This is a genomic window from Streptomyces sp. YIM 98790 (genome assembly GCF_011421595.1).
Lineage (GTDB): Bacteria > Actinomycetota > Actinomycetes > Streptomycetales > Streptomycetaceae > Streptomyces.
Genome location: NZ_WTLH01000112.1, coordinates 1 through 20631, shown reverse-complemented (window position 1 = coordinate 20631; position 20631 = coordinate 1). Strand labels below are relative to the sequence as shown.

The window sequence follows — 20631 nt, the reverse complement described above, 5'->3', positions numbered from 1 at the left end:
CGCACCGGCCGCCGGCCGCATGCCGAGCCGCCGCGCCGTGACCGCGGGCGCGGCGGCCGCCCTCGGCCTGGCACTCGCCGCCCGGCCCGGCATTGCCCGGGCGGCCAACTCGACCCTGACCGTGCGCGCCGAGGAGGCCATCGGCCCGGTCACCCGTGCCGCCTCGGGCGGGCTCTACGCGCTGCGGGACAACACCTTCCCCGCCGATTCCCTGCTGCTGCCGCTGCGGATGCACTCCGTCACCCAGCCCGCCCCGCGCGTCGGCCAGCGTCCCAACGGCCAGCCGCCCGGCGGCGACGCGCTGGTCACCGCGCCCAAGGCCGACCGCACGGGGGCGGCGGTGATCATCCGGATGCCCGACATCTATCCGGACTTCCCCTACCGCTGGGTGAGCTGGAACGACTGGCTGGGCCGGGTCGATCTCCAGGTGCAGGACCGGCTCGCGGCGACCGCCGTGTCCAACATCGAGGGCTGGGAGCTGTGGAACGAGCCGGACTGGACCTGGGACACCGCGGCCGCCGGTCCGTTCAACGACGGATGGACCAGGACCTTCCGGCGGGTGCGGGCCCTGGACCCCGTCACCCCGATCGTGGGGCCCAGCACCACGCACTACCGCCGGGACTACATCCGCTCCTTCCTCACCGCCACGCGCGCCGCCGGGACCCTGCCCGACATCATGTGCTGGCACGAGCTGGGCGGCCCGGCGGACATCGCCGCGAACGTGGCGGACTACCGCGCGATGGAGCAGCAGCTCGGCATCAGCCCCCGCCCGATCGCGATCAACGAGTACGGCGCCCCCGAGGAGATGAACATCCCCGGGGTGATGGTGAGCTACCTGGCCAAGTTCGAGCGAGCCCGGGTGCGCTCGGCGCACCGTGCGTTCTGGCACGAGTACGGCACGGTGGGCGGCCTGCTCACCCCGCAGGGGCAGCCGACCGGCGTGTACTGGCTGTACACCTGGTACGGGGAACTGGCCGGCTCCATGGTGGCGACCTCCCCGCCAAGCCGGACCGGCATCGACGGCTTCGCCGCCCACGACCGGATCCGGCGGCGGGTCGACGTGGTCTTCGGCAACGAGTCCGGCAACAACACCGTGGTGGTGACCGGCCTCGGCGACCTGGGGTCCCAGGTGCGGGTACGGCTGGAGAGCACACCGGTGTCCGACCGCTTCACCCACGTCGGCGGCCCCGCCCTGATCGGCGAGACGGTCCACTCCGTCTCCGGCGGCCGGATCACCGTCCCGGTGCAGAACATGTCGGCGACCTCCGCCTACCGCATGGTGATCACCCCGGCCGGCGGCCAGCCCGCCCCCCAGCAGCGCTGGGAGGCCGAGAACGCCTCGGTGTTCCGCGCCGACCGCCGCTCGTCCGGCTCCGCCTCCCACCACAGGTACGTCGGCGGCATCGACAACACCGGGGACTTCCGCACCGACTCCTATGTGGACTTCATCGTCCAGGTCCCGGCGACCCGCAGCTACCGGCTGACCATCGGTTACGCCAACGCCACCGGGGCCACCGCCACCCAGGGGCTGGCCTGGAACGGCGGACCGTGGACCGAGGTGCGCTACGCCCCCACCGGCGCGTGGGGCTCCTTCGGCGCCACCGCCACCGCCACCGTCGACCTGCGCGCCGGGTACAACACCATCCGCCTGGCCAAGGGCGCGCCCTACTACAGCGGCGGCGCCGGCTACGCGGAAGTGGACTACATCCAGCTCGACTGACGGCCCCTGCCCGCCTCTCCCCGGGCCGCCCGCACGCGTTCGGGGCGAGGGGGGTGCGGTGCCGCCGCACCGCACCCCCCTCGCCCCGCCTCCCGCCGTTGACTTCAATCAAGGCGGAACTACGGCACGGCGCCTCCTTCCCCTTCGTCATCCCGCCCCGCCTGGCCGGCTTCCACCGCCTGACCACACCCGGCCAGGGCGAGTGACCACCGGGCGGGCGGACCGGGCACGACCACCCGGACCAGGGGCGCGGAATGCCCGGCCCGGTCCACGAGGGCCGGCAGCGCGCCCGGTGCGCCGGCCGCCTGCTGCGAGGAAGGCGGCCGGTCCGGGTCCGTGCCGGGTCAGGCAGGCCGGGCGGGCCGGGCCGCGGGGGGCGGCGCGGCCGTCGCCGGACGCCCGCGCGGTGCCGGTGCCCCGACCCCGAGGACGCCGAGCATGGCGCGCGTCGCCGGGCTGGGATTGAACCGGCTCCACGCCAGGTACTCGACCCGGCGCGGACCGTCCACCACCGGAACCAGCACCAGTTCCGGATCGTCGGCGGCCAGCGGGCGGATGAATGCCGAGGGCATCAGCGCGACTCCGAGCCGCCGCGCGATCAGCCCGGTCATCAGCTCCACCACGCCGGCCTCGTAGGCGACGTCGCGGACCAGGCCGGCTGCGGTGAATGCCTGGTCGGACTGGGCCCGGGCGGGTGTCCCGGCCGCGAAGTCCACGAAGGTCTCCGCTGCGATCTCCGCCAGCGTGACCCGGGACGCGCCCGCGAGCCGGTGGCCGGCCGGCACCACCAGCACGTGCCGGTCGTGATCAAGCACGACCGTCTCCACCCCGGCCGGCCGTTCGCCCTCCGGCAGGCCCAGGAAGGCGATGTCCAGGTCGCCCGCCCGGATCGCCGCCGCCATGTCGTCGCTGCGCCCCGAGCGCAGGACGACGCGGACCTCCGGGTGCCGGGCGCGGTACCGCTGGAGCAGTTCGGGTACGTCGACGGCGGCCGTGGTCACGATCACGCCCACGGCCAGCCGGCCGCGCACCACGCCGCTCGCCGCGGCGGCGTCGGCGGCCGCCCGGTCGGCGGCGGCCAGGCACTCGCGGGCGCCGGCGACGAACGCCGCGCCGGCACTGGTCAGTTCGACGCGGCGGCTGGACCGGGCGAAGAGCCGGACGCCGAGCTCCCGTTCCAGGCCGGCGATCCGGTGGCTGAGCGAGGACTGCACGACCGAGCAGCGCTCGGCGGCACGGGTGAAGTTGCGGGTCTCGGCGACGGCGACGACGTACCGCATCTGCTGCAGGTCCACCGGTCCATCGTTCTCCTTCATGGCTGACATGGCAAGCATGCTTTGGAGTCATGGACCGGAATGCCGAGACTGCCTCGCATGCAGACCTTGACCGAGCGGTCGCCGGGCCTGACGCGGACCGGGTCCGCGCATCAGGCGGGGACCGTCGCGCTGACCGCCCTCGCCCCCGCGTCCTGGGGCACCACCTATGCCGTCACCACGGAACTGCTGCCGCCCGGGCATCCGCTGTTCGCCGGGCTGATGCGTGCCCTGCCCGCCGGTCTGGCCGGGCTGGCCCTCACCCGTGCCCTCCCGCGCGGGGACTGGTGGTGGAAGACCGCCGTCCTCGGCGTCCTCAACATCGGCGCGCTGTTCCCCCTGTTGTTCCTGGCGGCCGAACGGCTCCCGGGCGGTGTCGCCGCGACTCTCGCGGCCGCCCAGCCGCTGCTGGTCGCCGGCCTGGCCATGGCCGTGCTCCGGGACCGGCCGTCGGCGTGGCGCTGGACCTGGGGCGTCCTCGGCGTGCTGGGCGTCGGCCTCGTCGTGCTCGGGCCGCAGGCGCGGCTGGACGCCGTGGGGGTGCTCGCCGGCCTCGGCGGTGCGGCCGCCATGGCCGGCGGCATCGTCCTCACCAAGCGCTGGGGCCGCCCCGCGGGGGCCGGTCCGCTGACCCTGGCCGGCTGGCAGTTGACGGCCGGCGGTCTGCTGCTGCTCCCGCTCACCCTGGCGGTGGAGGGGGTGCCGCAGGGCATCGATGCCGGGGCGGCCGGCGGCTACCTCTGGCTCGGCAGCATGGGCGGCCTGATCGCCTACACGCTGTGGTTCCGCGGGATCGGCAGACTGCAGGTCGGGGCGTCCGCACCGCTGGTGCTGCTGTCTCCGCTGGTCGCGGCCGTCGTCGGCATCGCGCTCGGCGAGTCGCTGAGCCCGCTGCAGACCGCCGGTTTCGCGCTCGCCCTGACGGCCATGCTCGCCGCGCAGTTCAACTCCCCGGACCTGCGCGCACGCGTCGCCCGCGGCAGGCGCACGGGACACCTCGTCCGGGAGGAGCGGTTCCGGTGACGACAGGTCCGCTGACGACAGGTCCGGTGACGACAGGTCCGGTGACGAGGCGCAGGACGGTCGCCGTGCTCGGTGCCTCCGGAATGGTGGGCAGCCGGGTGACCGGCGAGGCCAGTGCCCGCGGGCACCGGGTGCTCGCCCTGTCACGCAAGCCCGCGAGCGCGCCGCCCGGCGTGACGCGGATCGCGGTCGACGCCGGCGACCCGCGCGCCCTGCGCGCGGCGTTGTCCGGCTCAGCCGCCCACGCCGCCGTCCCCGACACCGTTGTGGTGACCGTTCGCACCGTCCCGGCCGACCGCGAGTTCCTGGTCGGCGCGACCCGTACCGTGCTGGACATCGCCGCCCCGCGCGGAATGCGCGTCCTCGTCATCGGCGGCGCCGGTGCCCTGCGCAGTCCGGGCGACCGGGACCTGCTGGTCGCCGACAACCCGGCACATGTGCCCGCCGAGTACCGGGCCGTCGCCGCCGCCGGGGTCGCCCAGCTGCGAGCCTGCCAGACCCACGGCGCCGCGGACTGGGTGTACCTCAGCCCGCCGGCCCTGCTCCGGCCAGGCGAACGCACCGGCCGCTACCGGCGCGGCACCGACACCCTGCTCACCACCGCCGACGGCCGGTCGTGGATCAGCGCCGAGGACCTGGCCGTCGCCGTCGCCGACGAGATCGAGAACCCCGGCCGCGAGCAGCACATCACGGTCGTCCACCAGGACGCACCCGCGCCGGCGTGAGGAGTCCGGCCCCCGCCCGGCAGGCTTCTCGCAGCTCCGCCGCCGGGCGCCCCGACCCGGCCGGCAGCGGTTCCTCCAGGACCGGCCGTCAGGACGCCACCTTCCGCGTGACGCCCTGACCGTGTTCCGCTTCGCGGGGGAGCACCCCCTGTCGGTCGTCGCCGTCAGGCGACCGCGCAGGTGCTGCCGTTGACGNCAGGACGCCACCTTCCGCGTGACGCCCTGACCGTGTTCCGCTTCGCGGGGGAGCACCCCCTGTCGGTCGTCGCCGTCAGGCGACCGCGCAGGTGCTGCCGTTGACGGTGAAGGCGGCCGGGGCCGGGTTGGTGCTGCCCCGGCTGCCGATGAAGCCGATCGTGACGGAGCCCCCGGCCGGGATGGTGCGGGTCCAGTCCACCGGGGTGACGCTCACCGTGCCGCCGCTCTGCGCGGGTGTGCCGCCCCACATCTGGCCGATGGTCTGGCCGGCGGTGAAGGTGAAGGCCAGGGTCCAGCCGCTGAGGGCGGCGGTGCCGGTGTTGCGGAGGACGATCTCCCCCTGGAAGCCGCTGCCCCAGTCCCCGGCAACCCGGTAGTCCACACCGCAGGTGCCCGAGGAGGTGCCGGAGGTGGTCACGGTGACGGTCGCGGAGCGGGCCGAGCGGTTGCCGGCCGCGTCCCGGGCGTAGACGGCGAAGGTGTAGGCGGTGCCGGCGGTCAGACCGGTGACGGTGGCCCGGTTGGTCGTCGCACTGGCGGCCGGGGACTCGCTGCCGCCGCTGATCCGCACCACGTCGTAGCCGGCCACGCCCACGTTGTCGGCGGAGGCCGCCCAGCTCAGCGTGACGGAGGTGGCGGTGACCCCGGAGGCGGTCGGAGCGCCGGGCGCGGTGGGCGGCTCGGTGTCGCCCCCGGTGGACGGCGCCAGGTCGATGACGAAGGTCGTCACGCTCCGGGCGGGAAGCTCGCCGGTGAAGGAGCCGCCCGATGCGCTGGTCGCGCCCTGGGGCGCGAGGTTCCTGCCGGCGTCCGTCACCCAGGACGAGACCCGGGACACGGTGCTGCCGGCCAGGGTGAACCGCTGGCTCACCGGCGACGTTCCCTTGTTGACGGCGACGACGACCACCGTGGAGTCACCTCCCTTGTACGCGGAGGTGTAGAGGTCGGCCTGGGGATTCGAGGGCGCGTCGATCCGCACGTATCCCGGGCGGACGAACTTCGAGAAATGCGCCATGTTGGCGCCGCGCTTGCTGATCTGCCCGTCCTCGCGCAGGGGACCGTAGCTGCGCCGGATGTACCACCACACATACGCCTGGAACTCGGCGTCCACCATGGCGTGGTGGATGTGCTGCCCCACCTCCAGCGCCTGCGGCCACAGGTCCGCCGAATCGCTGCTGTTGGGGTGGTAGACCTCGGTCATCCAGAGTTCTTTGCCCTGGCCCTTCTGCCGGAAGAGGGGATAGGGGAAATTCCCGTACGGCGTGCCGTAGAGGTGGGCCCCGAGAATGTCCACATTGGCCAGCGCCGCCGGGTCGTTGAGGATCGGGTCGGAGAAGCTCTTCACGTACTGGAAGGATTCCGGCGCGATGATCCTGGTGCCGATGGAGCCGGCGTTCTCCCTCAGGAACCGGACCATCTCGCCGGGGGTCCACCACGTCCAGTCGTGCGCGTAATCGGGCTCGTTCTGCACGGAGATGGCATACAGGTTCACGCCGTTGTCCCTCATGAACCCGTGGAAGTCGTTCAGGTGCTGCGCATAGGCCCCGTACATGTCGTACCGCAGGCGCCTCGCGTCGGTCTGGCTGCCGCGGACGAACGTCTCGGTCATGTGGGCCGGGGGATTCCAGGGGGAGGCGATGACGGTCGCCCCGTGCTCGATGGCGCGCCGTGCCGTCGCCACCTCCCGGCTCCAGTTCGCCCGGTCCTCGTGGACGGGAATGCGCAGCACGGAGAACCCCAGCTGCCCCTCGCCGTTGCCGAACGCCGTGTCCCGCTGAGCGGGTGTCAGGTCGTTGATCCAGACGGTGTGGTTCATGCCGCCGAAGCCCCGGATCGTCTGCCGCTCGGCGGAGGGATCGACGAGCACATCGGCGGCCGCGGCTGCGGAGGGTGCCCCGAAGACCCCCAGGGCCTGCGCGGTGGCCGCGGCGACCGGCAGGGCCCCCATCGCGGCGAGTACGGACCTCCGGCTCGGGGTTTTCGGTGCCGCGGCCCCGGATTCACTCCGGCGTATCGTCATGTTCCCTCCTGGACGTGTGCGGTGGTGTGCGCTGTTTCCGGCCCCCGGCCGGTCCGCGGTGGTCATGTCCGCTCCGCGCCCGGAGTTCCCCGACGGTTGGGAGCGCTCCCATGCAGGGCTGTGAAGTGCCGGCACGGCTGGACGTGCGCAGGCCGTCTCGCGGGTCTTTCCTGGTGTGAGGGTGGAGAGATCGCCTTGTGCGGTGGCGGCTTGCGCCGACACGTTCGGCATGGCGAACGACGTTCTCAGTGGTGAATCGGTAGCACGTTAACGACCTGCCATGTCACCGTCAACCCGGGCGGGCGTCTCGTCCGCCGCGGTCCCGGGTCCGGTGTCCCCTGAAGTCCGGTGTCCCGTGAAGTCCTGTGGCCCGTGAAGTCCGGTGTCCCGTGAAGGGCGATCCGGAACCGGCCGGGTCGGGGGCCGGTCCGTTCCGGGCAGGAAAAGGGCCTACGAGGTGGGCTCCCTGCGCCGGCATTGTCCGGATCAGGTTCTGGAGGTCGCCGTCCGGTCCTGCGACCTTCCGGCCTCTCAGCCCGGTCGTGGCGGCCTTCCGGGCCATCAGCCCATCCAGCCGTCCGGCCGAGCTCCCTCGCTCGCCCCGTAGGCCCTTCCAGGATAATCGAACAAAACGGGCATATCAACCCGAATGGGGTGGCGTCTGCGGTGCCGCCGCGGCCGCCCCGGCGGCCGGCTCGCCCAGCAGCCGGGCCGCATTGCCGTGCAGCCAGTCCTCGGCGGCGCCCTGCGGAAGATCCAGGGCCCGCACCTCGGCGGCGAGCTCCGGCACACCCACCGGGTGGACCCACGGGCCGCCCGTCCCGAACAGCACCTTGCGCCGCACCGTGGTCCCGCCGTAGGCGAGCAGCGGGGCGAAGCCGGAACCCGGCCGGGACATGCGCCGCGGCCGATGCGTCGACAGATCGATATAGACACCGGGCTGGCGCTGGGCGACGGCCACCGTCTCCAGCATCCACGGCCAGCCCGCGTGCCCGGCGACCAGCACCAGCTCCGGGTGGCGCCCGGCGATCCGGTCCAGGTCCCGCCAGGTGCACAGGTCCATCGGCTGGTCGGTGCGGAAGTTGTTGCCGCAGTGCACCCACACCGGCAGGCGGTGCCCGGCCGCGGCGGCGAACACCGGGGCCGCCCGCGGGTCACCGGGCGCCACGCCCTCGTAGAAGGGGGCCACGTTGATCCCGGTGAAACCGGCGGCGGCGCACCGGGCGATCTCCGCGGTCGCCGCCTCCGGGTCGAGCAGGGTGATCCCCGCCCACGGCCGCACCCGCCCGGCGCCGGCCGGCCCCAGCCGGCCGACCAGTGCGGCCAGCCGCTCGTTGACCGTCTCGCCCCCCGGCAGCCGCCCCGGCATGCCGTGCACGACCTCGGTCACCACTCCCTGCGCGTCCAGCGAGGCCAGGTGTCCGTCCGGGTCGCCGTCCGCCGGGTGGAACCGGACCAGCACCTCGATCGCCGGGTCCGGACCCCGCTCCCGCAGCACTCGGCGGTACTCCGCCGCGTCCGCACCGAAGCCGCCCGCCAGCAGTGCGCCGAACCGCTCGAAGTAGGCCGGGGCGACCCGGGCCAGCCGGTGCAGGAAGAACCGCCAGCAGTCGCGGTCGTACCACAGCGCACAGACATCGGTCACCGGTACGGGCATGCCGCCGCCTCAGTCCGTCCGTTCCCGCCCGGACCCCGCCCCGCCCGGTCGCTGCCCGCCGGACCGCTGCCCGCCGGACCGTTCCGCGCCGATCCGTTCGCGGCGGACGGCGACACCGGCCGCCTCCCGGTCCCAGGTGTCGGCGGTGACCCCCCTCTCGCGCAGCAGGTGCTTCTCCACCTTGCTGTTCGGGGTGCGGGGCAGCCGGTCCACGGTCCGGACGTAGCGGGGAATCATGAAGTGCGGCAGCCGGGGCCGAAGGTACTCCACCAGCCCGGCCGGCTCCGGGGCCGCGTCCCCCTCGGCCGGCACGGTCACCACCATCACCTCGTCCTCGCCGCCCGCCCCCGGCACCGCCACCGCCGCGGCCTCCGCGATGCCGGGATGCTCCAGCACCGCGGTCTCCACCTCGAACGACGAGATGTTCTCGCCGCGCCGCCGGATCACGTCCTTGGCCCGGTCGACGAAGAAGTAGTCGCCCTCCGCGGTCCGGCGGAAACAGTCGCCGGTGTGGAACCAGCCGTTGCGCCACGCGCGCACGGTCGCCTCCGGCATGCCGGCGTAGCCGTGGCTGAGCGCCCACGGCCGCGCCGTGCGCACCATGAGTTCCCCCACGGCACCCGCCGGCACCTCACGGTCGTGCCCGTCCACCAGACGTGCCTCGACGCCCGGCCGCACCCGGCCGCAGAATCCCGGCTCCCCGGAGTGCGGCCCGGAGATCAGCGGGGCGCAGATCTCGGTCATGTTGTAGGTGGTGTAGACGGTGTCCGCGCCCAGGCGGCGCCGCAGCACCTCGCCCTCCGGCACGGAGGGCACCAGACAGATCGTCCGCAGCGGATTGTCCGCCTCGCCGGGGACGGGCGGCCGGCCGGCCAGGAAGGCCGCCATGGCGCCGAGCAGGGTGCAGACCGTGGCCCCGGTCCGGCGCAGGACCGGCACGAAGTCACGGGTGTCGAAGCCGTGCACCACCGCCACGGAGCCGCCCAGCAGCAGCATGCAGTAGGTGGCGATCATGCCCGCGCCGTGGAACAGCGGGAGGTTCACCAGATAGCGGTCGTCCGGCCCCTGATGGCCGTGCACATCGGCGTTCACGGTGGAGTACAGGTGCACGTACGAGCTGAGCACCCCCTTGGACGGCCCGGTGGTGCCGGAGGTGAACACCACGGCCTGGGTGTCCCACGGCCGCACCTCGTCCCCGGCGTCCGGAGGCCGCTCCTCCGCCCCGTCCCGGCCCGCGGGGGCGGTCAGCAGTTCCGCCGGGTGCAGCGCGATGCCGCGCCGGGCCAGGGCCTGCGCCGCGGGGCCGGCCGGCTCCCGCCCCACCACCACGACCCGCTCCAGCCGGCCGAGGCGGACGCCGTCCAGCCGGGGCAGCAGGTCGGCGTGCACCACCATGACCCGCGCACCGGAGACCTCGATCGCATGGCGCAGCAGGGCGCCCCGGTAGGCGGTGTTGAGCGGGACGTGCACCGCGCCGAGGAGATTCGCGCCGAACCAGCAGCGCAGGACCGCGGGCCCGTTCGGCAGCCAGGCCAGCACCGTGTCCCCGTGGCGGACACCCAGCGCGCGCAGGCCGGACGCGGCCCGCCGGGCGGCGTCCAGGGCGCCGGCGTAGCTCCACCGGCTGCCGTCCTCGAACAGGGCGAACACCCGGTCGGGATGGGCCGCGGCCCGCTCGCGCAGCACCGGGCCCAGGACGCAGTCCCGGGCCGCGGGCACGGCCGGATCGGCGGGGTCGAGCAGCGTGGGCACGGTGTTCATCCTTTCCTCGGGCCGGGCGCTGCTTCCGGGGAGGGCGCGCCGGAGGGGGGCTGCGGCTGCCAGGGCGGCCGGTCCGCGTCGGCCAGCCGCGACCACACCGCCTCCAGGGAGGCCCGCTCACTGGCCGGCCCGACCGGGATCACCGGACCGACCGCCACCCGCTCCGGCAGGCAGACCGCCCAGCGCAGCACCGCGGCGAACTCCTCCGGGCTCAGCGGCAGATCCTCGGGAACCCCGGCCCGCCGGGGGTCCAGGGCCATCCCGGTGCGGACCCATCCCGGGGCCAGGCACAGCACCCGCACCCCGGCGGGCCGGTTCTCCGCGTCCAGCAGCTCCGTCATGAAGTGCAGCGCGTGCTTGGCGACGGCGTAGGGGCCCGCACCGGGCAGCGCCCGCAGCCCGCCCACCGAGCCGATGTTGACCACGCAGCCGCGGCCGTGTTCCCGCATCCCGGGCAGCAGCGCCCGGGACAGCAGGAACGGCACCGTCAGATTGAGGTGCAGCACCAGGTCCCAGTGGCGGGGAGCCTGCCGGTGCAGCGGACCGGAGCGGGCCGCCGCGGCGTTGTTCACCAGGATGTCCGGGTCCCGGCCGGCCTCCCGCCGCACCGCGTCCACCAGGGCGGGCACCGCGTCCGGCGCGGAGAGGTCCACCGGGACGGCGTGCCCGGGAACGCCCTGCTCCCGCACCCGTTCCCGTACCTCCGCCAGCAGTCCGGCGCGCCGGCCCGCCAGCGCCACCCCGGCGCCGGCGGCGGCCAGGGCCACGGCGGCGCTCGCCCCGATGCCGGACGAGGCGCCGGTGACCAGCGCCAGCCGTCCGGCGAGCGGCCGGTCCCCGCCGGCCGCCCCCGGGACTGCGCCGGTTCCCGCGGTCCCGCCGGTCGCCGGGCCGTCTGCGTGCTTCCCGTTCACGGCAGCCTCCAGGTCTCGTCGTCCGGGCCGCTGCCGGGAAGGAGTTCCGGCAGCGGGCGCAGCGTGCCCACGCCGCCGCAGATCCGCAGCTGGGCCCCGGTCAGCCCGTCCGACACCGGGGCGGCCAGGTAGGCGACCAGCTCGGCCACCTCCTCGGGGGTGCTGAAACGCCCGCTGGGCACCCGGCGCATCGACGCCTCGACGAACGCCGGGTCCGCGGCCTCCTCCATCGGGGTACGCACCCCGGCGGGCAGCACCGTGTTGATCCGGATGCGGTGCCGGGCCAGCGTCGTCGCCAGGTGCGAGGAGTACCAGGCGACGGCGGCCTTCCCGGCGCCGTAGTTCTGCACCTGCGGCACCGGCGTGATCTGCGCGGAGACCGAACCGATCGGCACGATCACCCCTGGCACCCGGCGCCGGGTCCACCGGCCGGCGAGCTCGTCGGCCAGCTCGACCAGGGAGAACAGGTTGATCCGGTACATCCGCTGCCACGCCGGCGGGGACCCCGGCCGGTCGAGCTCCAGGACACCGGCCGCGTGCACCAGGCCGTCCACCGCCCCGGCCCGCTCCTCGGCGCGGGCCACGAGCGCCGGCCCGGCGCCCGGTTCGGCCAGGTCCGCCGGCACCACGTGCGCGGGCGGGCCGGAGCCGTCCCGGATGCGTGCCGCCAGGGTCTCCAGCGGCCCGGTGCGGCGCGCGGCGAGCACCGTCTGGGCGCCCGCGGCGGCCAGCCGCAGGGCACAGGCCGCACCGATGCCGCTGCTCGCGCCGGTGACCAGCACCCGCCGCCCGTGCAGCGACCACGGGCTGCCGGCCGCCCGCCCCGGCGCGGACCGGGGGCGGGTGCGGCCCGTGCCGCCGAAGGGCACCACCGCGCGGTCCAGGCCGCCGTCCAGGGGCACGGTCTCACCGACGATGTTGCCGGCGCGTTCGCTCAGCAGCAGGCCCAGGGCGCCGGCCAGATCGGCCGGTTCCACCGGCCGCCGGACCGCCTGGCAGCGCAGCAGATCGGCCTCCTGCTCCGGGGAGAGCCGGTGGCCCAGGAACGGCGCGTAGCCGACCCGGACGGTGTTCACGGCCACCCCGCGGCCCGCCACCCGGGCCGCGAGCTCGTTCCACCAGTGCAGGTCGGCGGCGTGCGACGCGGCGGTCTCCGGGTCGCCGCCCAGTGCGGGGCCGCAGGCGTCGGTGAGCAGGACCATCCGGCCGCCGCCGGCCTCGCACAGCCGGCGGGCCGCGGCCCGCAGCGCGGGCCGGTCCAGCGGGCGGGCCTGCGGGGCGGACGGCCGGGCCCCGAACCAGCGGTTGCCGATCCGCACGGCGCAGTGGGCCGGGGCCGGTCCGGCGGCCCGGGCGGCCGGACCGCCGAGTACCTCCAGGCCCAGCGAGCGCAGCACGGCCGCCACGGCGTCACCTGCCGGACCGCCGCCCGGTGCGAGGGTCACGGCGCGGGTCAGCGGCCGGGGCGCGAGCGGCTGCGGGTCCCCGGCCGGCGGGTCCCCGGCCGGCCGGGCGGCGGCGGAGGGAACGCCCGGGGCGCGGCGGCCGCTCACCGCGCCCGCCCCAGCAGGATCGCGCTGGACACCATGCCGCTGCCGTAGTTCAGCGACAGCGCGTGATCCACCGTCAGTTCGCGTGCCGTGCCGTCGGCCACCGGGTCGAAGACGCAGGCCGGGTCCGGTTCCTCGCAGGCCGCCGTGGGGCAGATCCGGCCGTGCCGCATCATCAGCGCGACGGCCGCCACCCCCATCGGCCCCAGCGGGGAACCGCTGTGCCCGAAGCATGCCTCCTGGACGCTGACCGGCAGCTCCGCCGCCCGGTCCCCGAACACGGTCCGCAGGGCGGCCGACTCCATCGGGTGGAACACCGGTGAGCCCTCCGCCCCGCCGTTGACGTAGTCCACCCGGTCCGGCTCCAGCCGGCCGGACAGGCAGGCCAGCACGGCCCGCGACACGCCCTCGCCGGCCTCGTCGACGGCCATGGTGCTGCGCATCGGGCTGCGCCGGGTGCTCTGGCCCAGCAGCTCCGCGCGGGCCCGGTCCGCTCGCCCGCCCGCCTCGGCGTGCTCCCGGCTCTCCACCACCACGGTGGCCGCGCCGTTGCCGACGTTGAGGCCGCCCGTGCGGTGGTCGTAGGGGCGCATCATGCGCGCGGTGACGCCGACCGAGCCGGTGAGGTCCAGGCCCTCGGCGGCCCTGGCGGCCACCGCGTCGAACCGGTCCCGGCGGCCGGTGTCGTAGTGGTCGGCACCGGTGACGAGCACCACGTCGGCCTCGCCGTCCGTGATCATCCGCCGGGCGATGCCGAACAGCACGCCGCCGGAGGCGCAGGACGCCGTGACGGTCAGGCACGGCCCGGTGGTGCGCAGCGCCGACATCTGTGCCAGGGCGGTGTCGTTGAGCTGTCCGCCCACCATGGTGCGGGTCACCAGCCGGCGGGCGTCCTCGGGGGCGGTCGCCGCCGGATCGGCGGAGAGGGCGTTCCGCTGCACCACGGCGTTCGCGTCGAGGCAGTGCCGTCCGTGCAGCAGCCCGGCCCCGGCCAGGTCTCCGCCCTCCGGGCTCAGCCCGCTGTCCCGGCAGGCCTCGGCGGCCGAGATCAGCGCGTAGAGCTGCACGGTCGAGCAGTTGGCCAGGTGGCGCAGGGGTACGTCCGGCCACCGGTCGGCGGCCTCGGCCAGCGGGTCGGCCTCGATCACTCCGAACCAGCGGTCCCCGCGGTCGATGAGGACCCGGCCGGTGGAGACGATGTCCCAGAAGTCGTCCGGGGTGGCGGTCAGGCCGTCCGTGCCGGGCAGACAGAAGCCCATGCCCGTCACCAGCGGGTCCCGGGCCCGGTCCCGGAGAGCTCCCATGCCCGGCTCCTTCCTGTTCCTGCTTCCTGTTCCTGCGTGCTTCCCACGTGCTCCCATGTGCTTCTGGCGTGCTTGCGGCGTGCCCGCGCCGTCGCGTCGGGGGCGGGTGCGGGGCGGCCTGGCGGGACGGGACGGGTGGGCGGCCGCGGCTCAGATCCGGTACACCAGGCCCCCGTGGCACCACACACCGCCGCCCAGCGACACCGACAGCAGCAGGTCGCCGGGGCGGATGGTGCCGTTGTCCAGGCCCTCCGAGACAGTGGTGGGGATGGAGGCGCTGGAGGTGTTGCCGCGGTCCGCGAGATTGTTGAGGATCTTGTGCCGCTCGATGCCGAGGGAGGACTGGAACCCCTGGTTGAACGGCTCGGTGGCGGCGTGCGGGACGACCCAGTCGACGTCCTCGGGGGCCAGGCCGTTGCGCTCCATCAGCTCCCGTGCCGCGCCCACCACATGCGTGACCGCCACCTCGTTCAGCTCCGGACGGCTGCGGACCCAGCCGTTGCCCGGGTGCACGGTGGTCATCCCGGCCAGTTCGCCGTCGCTGTGCATCACCGAGTCGATCAGCCCCCGGCCCGCGCCGCCGCCCGGAACGGCCGTGCGGCGCAGCACCACCGCTCCTGCCCCGTCGCCGACCACCTGTTCGCCGCGGGAGCCCGGCCGCACCCGGCGGGAGAACCGCTCGGAGCACACCACCACGGCCGTGCGGTAGCGGGCCGGGGAGGTCAGGTACATGGCCGCCGTGTGCACCCCGTGCACGAACCCGGCGCAGCCGGTGCAGATGTCGAAGCCCATGGCGCGGCGGGCACCGATCCGGGTGGCGACCAGCGCCCCCCACTCCGGGGCGCACCAGCGGTCGGTCCAGTTGCTCAGGATCAGCAGGTCCACCTCCGAGGCATCGGTCCCGGCCGCGGCCAGGGCCTTGCGGGCCGCCTCGGTGGCCATGTGCGCGATGTCCTCGTGGTCGGCGGCCCGGTGGCGGGTGCGCACCCCGCCGGTGCCGAGGACCCTGCGCTCCGCCTCCGTGGTGTGCTCGGGCTCGGCACCCTCGTTGGAGAGGAACTCCTCCGGGAAGTACCGGCCGGTGCCGGCGAACTCGATCCCGCTGTGCTTCCAGATCTCGCCGCGTGCCATGCAGGACCTCCAGGGACGGATACCACGACACTAGGAACCCTCCGGCCGTCCGGCCGGGGCCCGCGGGTACTGTTCCGGCGCCGCGGGGGTGACCGGCGGTACCGGCCGCCGCTGCCCGGCCGGGCGCTGGACCGCGGCCCGCTCGGCGAGCAGCCGGTCCGCGTCCCCGGCACCCCACTCGGCGAGCACCTGGGCGCTGTGCTCGCCCCGCAGCGGGGGCCGGCCGGGCGCGGCGGCGGGTGTGGCGGAGAACCGGGGGGCCGGTGCGGGCTGTTCCACGCCGTCCACGGTGACGAACGTGCCGCGGGAGGCGAGCTGGCGGTGGCGGGCCGCCTCGCGCAGCGACAGCACGGGGCAGACGCAGGCGTCGGTGCCCTCGAACACGCGGGTCCACTCCTCCCGGGTGCGGGTGCGGAACGCCTCGGCGAAGAGTTTCCGCAGCCGGGGCCACTTCCCGGGGCCGCGGTCCCCGGGCACCCGGCCGGCCACGCCGAGCAGCCGCACGAACTCGGCGTAGAACGCGGGCTCCAGCGCACCCACCGCCATGTACCGGCCGTCGGCGGTCTCGTACACGTCGTAGTACGGCGCCCCCGAATCCAGCAGATTGAGGCCCCGTTCGTCGCGCCACTGCCCGGCGGCCAGCATGCCGTGCAGGATCGTGGACAGGTGTCCGGCGCCGTCCACGATCGCCGCGTCCACCACCTGCCCCGTGCCGTCCCGGCCCCTGCGGAGCAGCGCGGCCAGCACCCCCACGGCCAGGTACATGCCCCCGCCGCCGAAGTCCCCCACCAGGTTGAGCGGTATCCGCGGGGCCTCGCCGGCCCGGCCGACCGCGTGCAGCACGCCGGACAGGGCGAGGTAGCCGATGTCGTGTCCCGCGGTGCGGGCCAGCGGCCCGTCCTGGCCCCACCCGGTCATCCGGCCGTAGACCAGGCGCGGGTTGCGGCGGTGGCAGTCCGCCGGGCCGAGGCCGAGCCGTTCGGTCACCCCGGGGCGGAATCCCTCCAGCAGCACGTCCGCCCGGGCCGCCAGCTCCGCGGCGGCCTCCCGGCCGGCGGGCGCCTTGAGGTCGAGCACCACGGAGCGCTTGCCGCGGTTCAGCAGGTCGTGTGCCTCCAGGTGCTCGCCCGGCCCCGGTCCCGGGCGGTCCACCCGGACCACGTCGGCGCCGAGGTCGGCCAGCAGCATGCCGCAGAACGGCGCCGGGCCGATCCCGGCGAGTTCGACGACTCTCAGTCCGGCCAGCGGGCCGGTCCCTGGCTCCCGCACGGCGTGTCCCTCCTCGTGCGTCGTCTTCGTTCGTCGTCTTTGTGCGTCGTCTTTGTGCGTCGTCTTCGTCGGTGCTCCTCGTTCGCCGGCCTTGCCCGTCGTCCTCGCCGGGGCCGTCGCTCCGTGCCCGCCGGTGTCCGTCAGGGCACGCGGGCCGGGAATCCTCCGCCGTCCACCTCCAGGACCGTCCCGGTCAGATAGCCGCTGCGGACCGCGTGGAGCACGGTCTCCGCGACCTCCTCCTCGGCCGCGAACCGGCCCAGGGGAACGGTGCGCCGCAGCCGCTCCAGGAACGCGGCGTGCGCGGGCTCCGCGGCCAGCCGCTCGCGCAGTGCCTCCCCGTCCACCACCCCGGGGGCGACCGCCACCACCCGGATGCCGTATTCGCCCAGCTCCAGCGCCCAGCTCCGGGTCAGCGACACCACCCCCGCCTTGGCCGCGGCATAGGCCGACTGACCCCACGAGCCGCGCCAGGTGCAGCTGGCCAGCGGCACGATCACGCCGCCGCGCCCGGCGGCGGCCATGGTGTGCGCGGCGGCCCGGCCCACCAGGAACGCCCCGGTCAGGCACAGGTCGACGGTTTCCCGCCACTCCTGCTCGCCGTGCGTCCGCCAGGACGGGCGCCCGTCACGGGGCGGGGAGAGCAGCCTGCGGGAGAGGTTGCGGCCGGCCGCGTGCACGCAGACGTCCACCCCGCCGTCGTCGGCGAGGCCGGAGAACAGGCTGTCCACGCTGCCTGCCGACCGCACGTCGGTCTGCCGGGTGCGCAGGTCGAGCCCTTCCTCCCGGGCCCTGCGGCGCAGCTCGGCCAGCCGGCCGGGGTCCCTGGCGGCGACGGTGGTCCGCATGCCCTCCCGCGCCAGCCGCAGCGCGACGGCGGCTCCGATGCCGCGGCTGCCGCCGGTGACGACGGCCCGGCGGGGGGTGTCCGGGGCGGCGGGCCGGGCGGGCCCGGCGGGCGGAAGCGTCATGCGCGGAGTCCTTCGCTGGCTCTGTTCGTTCTCTTCGTTCTCTTCGTTCTCTTCGTTCTCTTCGGTCTGTTCGGTCTGTTCGGTCTGTTCGGTCTGTTCGGTCTGTTCGGTCCGTTCGGTCCGTTCGGTCCGTTCGGGTCCGCTCGGTTTGCCCGGCCTGTTCCGCCACGCGCTCTGCCCGGGCGGCGGTCCCGGTTCACAGCCGGAACAGGAGCGCGCCGTGGTACCAGCCCGAGCCGATGGCCGGTGCCAGCACCACATCGCCCGGCCGGAGAATCCCGGCCTCGGAGAACTCGGCCAGCACGATCGGAATGGAGGCGCTCGCGGTGTTCGCCCGGTCCCGGAAGTTGAAGGCGTACCGTTCCGCCGGGATGCCGAGCCGCTCCCGCAGCCGCCGGTGGACCGCGTCGGTGCCGGGGTGCGGCACCACCCAGTCGATGTCCTCCGGGCGCATCCGGTTGCGCTCCAGCAGTTCCCGGCAGGAGGCGACGAGCCCGGCCGCGGCGTGCTCGGGCACCTCGGGGCGGCTGCTGATCCAGCCCTCGGGCATCCGTACCGTGACCAGCCCGGAGCGGCTCCCGTCGCTGGTCAGGGTGGAGTCCAGCAGGCCGGCGCGGCGGCCGGCCGGCCGTTCCAGCACCACCGCGCCCGCCGCGTCCCCGCAGACCAGTTCGCCCCGGCTGCCCGGCCGGGCCCGGCGGCTGAACTGCTCCGAGCTCACCACCACGGCGGTGCGCAGCTCGGGCATGGCGACCAGCTGGCCGGCGGCCAGCTGCACCCCGTGCACGAAGCCCGCGCAGGCCGCCGACACGTCGAAGGCCAGGCAGCCGCCGGCCCCGATGCGGTCGGCCACCTGCGGGGCGTACTCGGGCAGGTACGGGGGTGTCGTCCAGTTGCTCAGGATCAGCAGGTCCACGTCGGCCGGGCGCAGCCCGGCGTGCTCCAGCGCCTGTGTGACCGCCGCGGCGGCCATGTACGGCACGTCCTCCCGTTCGTCGCTGATGTGGCGGGCGCGCACCGAGATGTCGCCGAGCACGGCCGTGCCGCCCCGGCCCTCCTGCCGGGCCGGGGCGGTGTCCGGCGTGGCCACCCGGCGGCGCGGGTAGTACCGGCCGGCCCCGGTCACGGCCAGTCCGTGCTCCGCCCAGCGGGGCGCCCGCGGCCGGCGCGGGCCGGTCATGCCGCCGCTCCGTTCCGCACGCCGGACGCCGCCCCGGGCAGGGCGCGCGGCGTGCCGTAGCTGAACACCATGGCGGCGGTGCTGAAGCCGCGGCCGATGGCCATGCTGAGCACCCGGTCACCGCGGCGGACCGTGCCGTCCGCCACGTGCTCGGACAGGCAGCCCGGCACGCTGACGCTGGAGGTGTTGCCCCGGCGGCCGATGTTGAGCAGGGTGCGGTCCTCCGGGAGGCCGAGCAGGGCGGCCGTGTCGCGGATCAGGTTGATGTTCCCCTGGTGGGGGATGATCCAGTCGGCGTCGCCGAGCCGCAGACCGGCTCCGTCCAGCGCCTCGGCGGTCACCGTGTGCAGCAGCGACGGCGCGAGGTCGCCGACCACCTTGCCGTGCATCACCATCTTGTCCTCTTCGTCGATGTCGAAGGCGTCGTAGTGCGACGCGTCCGAGTGCAGGGCCAGCGCGTGCATGCCGTCCCGCGCGTCCTCGGCGCGCCGCCACAGGCCCGCCGCGGCGCCGCCGCCGAACAGCACCGCGTTGCGGTAGGAGAAGTTGAGGATCGGCCGCGGGTTCTCCGCGCACACCACCAGGGCGGTCCGGGCGGACGGCAGGGTGCCGAGCAGGCCCCGGGCCGTCGCGCTGGCGCTGAGGAACCCGGCGCAGGCCACGCCCGTCACATCGAGGCAGGCGGCGCGGCGGGCGCCGAGCCGGCGCTGCACGGGCAGCGCGATGTCCATGTAGTTGTTGCCGGGCGCGGTGGGGTTCACCCGCGGCCGGGCCGTCGCGCTGGTGCCGACGATCAGGTCGACGTCACCGGGCGGCAGCCCGGCGTCGTCCAGCGCCCGCCGGGCGGCCCGTTCGGCCGCGTCCACCGGGTACTGGTCCTCGGGCACCCAGTGCCGGGCGGACACCCCGGTGCGGCGGCGGATCCAGGCGTCGTCGACGGCGAGGCCGGGGAGTCTCTCGAAGTAGTCGTTCCCGACCGGCGGGCCGGGGAAGTCGTGGCCGACGCCGTCGAGCACCACGGGGGCGCCCGGCAGCGGCCGGTGCCGCCCGGCACCGGCACCGGCGGGGGCGTGGGCGGGGGAGAGGGAGGGGCGGGAGTGGGTCATCGGTAGACGCCTTCGGGGTCCAGGGTGCGCAGCAGGGCGAGTTCACCGGCCGAGACCGGTTCCTCGGTCAGCAGGCCGGGGGCGATCAGGGGCGGCCATCCGGTGCGGCGGGCGACGGCCGCGGCCGGGCCGTCCCCGGGCGTCCCGCCGTCACCGTGCGGGTACCAGGTGGCCAGGACGAACCGGCCGCCCGGCCGTTCGCGGCGGAAGGTGCCGAATTCGGAGGCCACCAGGCCGACATGGCGGCCGGGGCTGGTGGTGAAGTCCACCGCCCGCCGGTAGCGGCGGGGGGAGGAGCGGACCACCGCGACGGTGTCCACGTGGGAGGCGACATCGTTGGCGCCTCCCGAGCCGACCAGGAAGCGGCCGTCGTCGGTGCGGCTGGTGTTGAGGGCGCCGTCCGCGCCGATCTGCGCCGCGGACAGCACGCCCAGGGTGCGATCGGCGCCGCCCGCCACCAGGCCGCCCAGCACGTCGAGGACGCCCCCGGTCTGCCGGCACCGGGCGGCGTGCCGCTGGGAGAACAGGAAGGTGTCGCCGCCGGCCGGGGTGAAGTCGATCATGCCGAGTTCGGCACAGACCTGGAGCCGGACACCCCGGCGGGCGAGCAGCCGGGCGGCGAGCCAGGTGGCCAGGTGCGCGGTGCCGATTCCCGCCAGCACGGTGCGCCGGCCGGTCTCCCGGACCCGCCGGGCCACGGCCCGGGCCGCCAGCACGACGTGGCGTTCGCCGGTGGTGGCCGCGGCCGGCGCCGGACGTGCACGGCGGGCGGTCCGGCCGGAGCGTCCC

Annotated in this window: 15 protein-coding genes, 1 pseudogene and 1 riboswitch; of the genes and pseudogenes, 3 read left to right on the top strand and 13 right to left on the bottom strand. The window is 75.3% G+C overall.

The genetic code is table 11. The features are described from left to right. The coding region (locus tag GQS09_RS18365; protein ID WP_207957990.1) for a hypothetical protein at positions 1-1720 on the top strand (1720 nt) is incomplete at its 5' end. A gap of 344 nt (positions 1721-2064) precedes the next feature. On the opposite strand, the gene GQS09_RS18360 is transcribed toward GQS09_RS18365, so the two are convergent. Next, the gene (locus GQS09_RS18360) at positions 2065-3015 is read right to left on the bottom strand and encodes a LysR family transcriptional regulator (protein ID WP_165987605.1); all 951 of its coding nucleotides are present in this window, start codon (positions 3013-3015) and stop codon (positions 2065-2067) included. 78 nt (positions 3016-3093) lie between these two features. On the opposite strand from GQS09_RS18360, the gene GQS09_RS18355 reads away from it, so the two are divergent. Further along, the gene (locus GQS09_RS18355) at positions 3094-4056 is read left to right on the top strand and encodes an EamA family transporter (protein WP_165987599.1); all 963 of its coding nucleotides are present in this window, start codon (positions 3094-3096) and stop codon (positions 4054-4056) included. Positions 4057-4139: 83 nt separating this feature from the next. Further along, positions 4140-4781, top strand: coding sequence for an NAD(P)H-binding protein (locus GQS09_RS18350; protein ID WP_207957993.1), 642 nt, complete (start codon positions 4140-4142; stop codon positions 4779-4781). Between the two features lie 271 nt (positions 4782-5052). Here GQS09_RS18350 and GQS09_RS29660 read toward each other — a convergent pair whose 3' ends face one another. The 12 genes and pseudogenes from GQS09_RS29660 to GQS09_RS18290 all read right to left on the bottom strand — a co-directional run. Next, complete coding sequence (locus GQS09_RS29660; RefSeq protein WP_243761534.1) at positions 5053-6927, bottom strand: cellulose binding domain-containing protein; 1875 nt, start codon at positions 6925-6927, stop codon at positions 5053-5055. A 519-nt stretch (positions 6928-7446) separates the two neighbouring features. Further along, positions 7447-7572, bottom strand: a riboswitch (TPP riboswitch). Positions 7573-7639: 67 nt separating this feature from the next. Beyond that, positions 7640-8656 carry an amidohydrolase family protein gene (locus GQS09_RS18340; RefSeq protein WP_165987595.1) on the bottom strand — a complete coding sequence of 339 codons (1017 nt, stop codon included), beginning with the start codon at positions 8654-8656 and terminating at the stop codon, positions 7640-7642. A 9-nt stretch (positions 8657-8665) separates the two neighbouring features. Further along, positions 8666-10417: an AMP-binding protein gene (locus GQS09_RS18335; protein WP_165987593.1), complete on the bottom strand. Its 1752-nt coding sequence runs from the start codon at positions 10415-10417 to the stop codon at positions 8666-8668. After that, complete coding sequence (locus GQS09_RS18330) at positions 10414-11331, bottom strand: SDR family NAD(P)-dependent oxidoreductase (protein ID WP_165987591.1); 918 nt, start codon at positions 11329-11331, stop codon at positions 10414-10416. The genes GQS09_RS18335 and GQS09_RS18330 overlap by 4 nt, the downstream gene beginning before the upstream one ends. Next, complete coding sequence (locus tag GQS09_RS18325) at positions 11328-12884, bottom strand: SDR family oxidoreductase (protein WP_165987589.1); 1557 nt, start codon at positions 12882-12884, stop codon at positions 11328-11330. Before GQS09_RS18325 ends, GQS09_RS18330 begins: the two co-directional genes overlap by 4 nt. Beyond that, positions 12881-14185, bottom strand: a complete 1305-nt coding sequence (locus GQS09_RS18320; RefSeq protein ID WP_165987587.1) for a beta-ketoacyl synthase N-terminal-like domain-containing protein — start codon at positions 14183-14185, stop codon at positions 12881-12883. Before GQS09_RS18320 ends, GQS09_RS18325 begins: the two co-directional genes overlap by 4 nt. 150 nt (positions 14186-14335) lie before the next feature. After that, positions 14336-15316, bottom strand: coding sequence for a ketoacyl-ACP synthase III (locus tag GQS09_RS18315; RefSeq protein WP_165987584.1), 981 nt, complete (start codon positions 15314-15316; stop codon positions 14336-14338). A gap of 30 nt (positions 15317-15346) precedes the next feature. Next, the gene (locus GQS09_RS18310; protein ID WP_207957991.1) at positions 15347-16561 is read right to left on the bottom strand and encodes a CaiB/BaiF CoA-transferase family protein; all 1215 of its coding nucleotides are present in this window, start codon (positions 16559-16561) and stop codon (positions 15347-15349) included. Positions 16562-16725: 164 nt separating this feature from the next. Then, entirely contained in the window at positions 16726-17556 is an 831-nt protein-coding gene (locus GQS09_RS18305; RefSeq protein WP_165987582.1) for an SDR family NAD(P)-dependent oxidoreductase, read from the bottom strand. Positions 17557-17752: 196 nt separating this feature from the next. Next, entirely contained in the window at positions 17753-18736 is a 984-nt protein-coding gene (locus GQS09_RS18300) for a ketoacyl-ACP synthase III (protein WP_165987580.1), read from the bottom strand. Further along, positions 18733-19842 (bottom strand): 3-oxoacyl-ACP synthase III family protein, encoded by a 1110-nt coding sequence (locus GQS09_RS18295; protein ID WP_165987578.1) that lies wholly within the window; start codon positions 19840-19842, stop codon positions 18733-18735. The genes GQS09_RS18300 and GQS09_RS18295 overlap by 4 nt, the downstream gene beginning before the upstream one ends. Then, positions 19839-20631, bottom strand: a pseudogene (locus GQS09_RS18290) (acetate CoA-transferase); the annotation flags it as partial. The pseudogene GQS09_RS18290 and the gene GQS09_RS18295, both read right to left, overlap by 4 nt.

Bases quoted from the DNA above. Each gene is read 5' to 3' on its own strand.
- GQS09_RS18320 (WP_165987587.1), bottom strand. From the start codon at position 14,185: ATGGGAGCTCTCCGGGACCGGGCCCGGGACCCGCTGGTGACGGGCATG.
- GQS09_RS18300 (WP_165987580.1), bottom strand. From the start codon at position 18,736: ATGACCGGCCCGCGCCGGCCGCGGGCGCCCCGCTGGGCGGAGCACGGA.
- GQS09_RS18340 (WP_165987595.1), bottom strand. From the start codon at position 8,656: ATGCCCGTACCGGTGACCGATGTCTGTGCGCTGTGGTACGACCGCGAC.
- GQS09_RS18350 (WP_207957993.1), top strand. From the start codon at position 4,140: ATGGTGGGCAGCCGGGTGACCGGCGAGGCCAGTGCCCGCGGGCACCGG.
- GQS09_RS18315 (WP_165987584.1), bottom strand. From the start codon at position 15,316: ATGGCACGCGGCGAGATCTGGAAGCACAGCGGGATCGAGTTCGCCGGC.
- GQS09_RS29660 (WP_243761534.1), bottom strand. From the start codon at position 6,927: ATGGGGGCCCTGCCGGTCGCCGCGGCCACCGCGCAGGCCCTGGGGGTC.
- GQS09_RS18305 (WP_165987582.1), bottom strand. From the start codon at position 17,556: ATGACGCTTCCGCCCGCCGGGCCCGCCCGGCCCGCCGCCCCGGACACC.
- GQS09_RS18355 (WP_165987599.1), top strand. From the start codon at position 3,094: ATGCAGACCTTGACCGAGCGGTCGCCGGGCCTGACGCGGACCGGGTCC.
- GQS09_RS18295 (WP_165987578.1), bottom strand. From the start codon at position 19,842: ATGACCCACTCCCGCCCCTCCCTCTCCCCCGCCCACGCCCCCGCCGGT.
- GQS09_RS18335 (WP_165987593.1), bottom strand. From the start codon at position 10,417: ATGAACACCGTGCCCACGCTGCTCGACCCCGCCGATCCGGCCGTGCCC.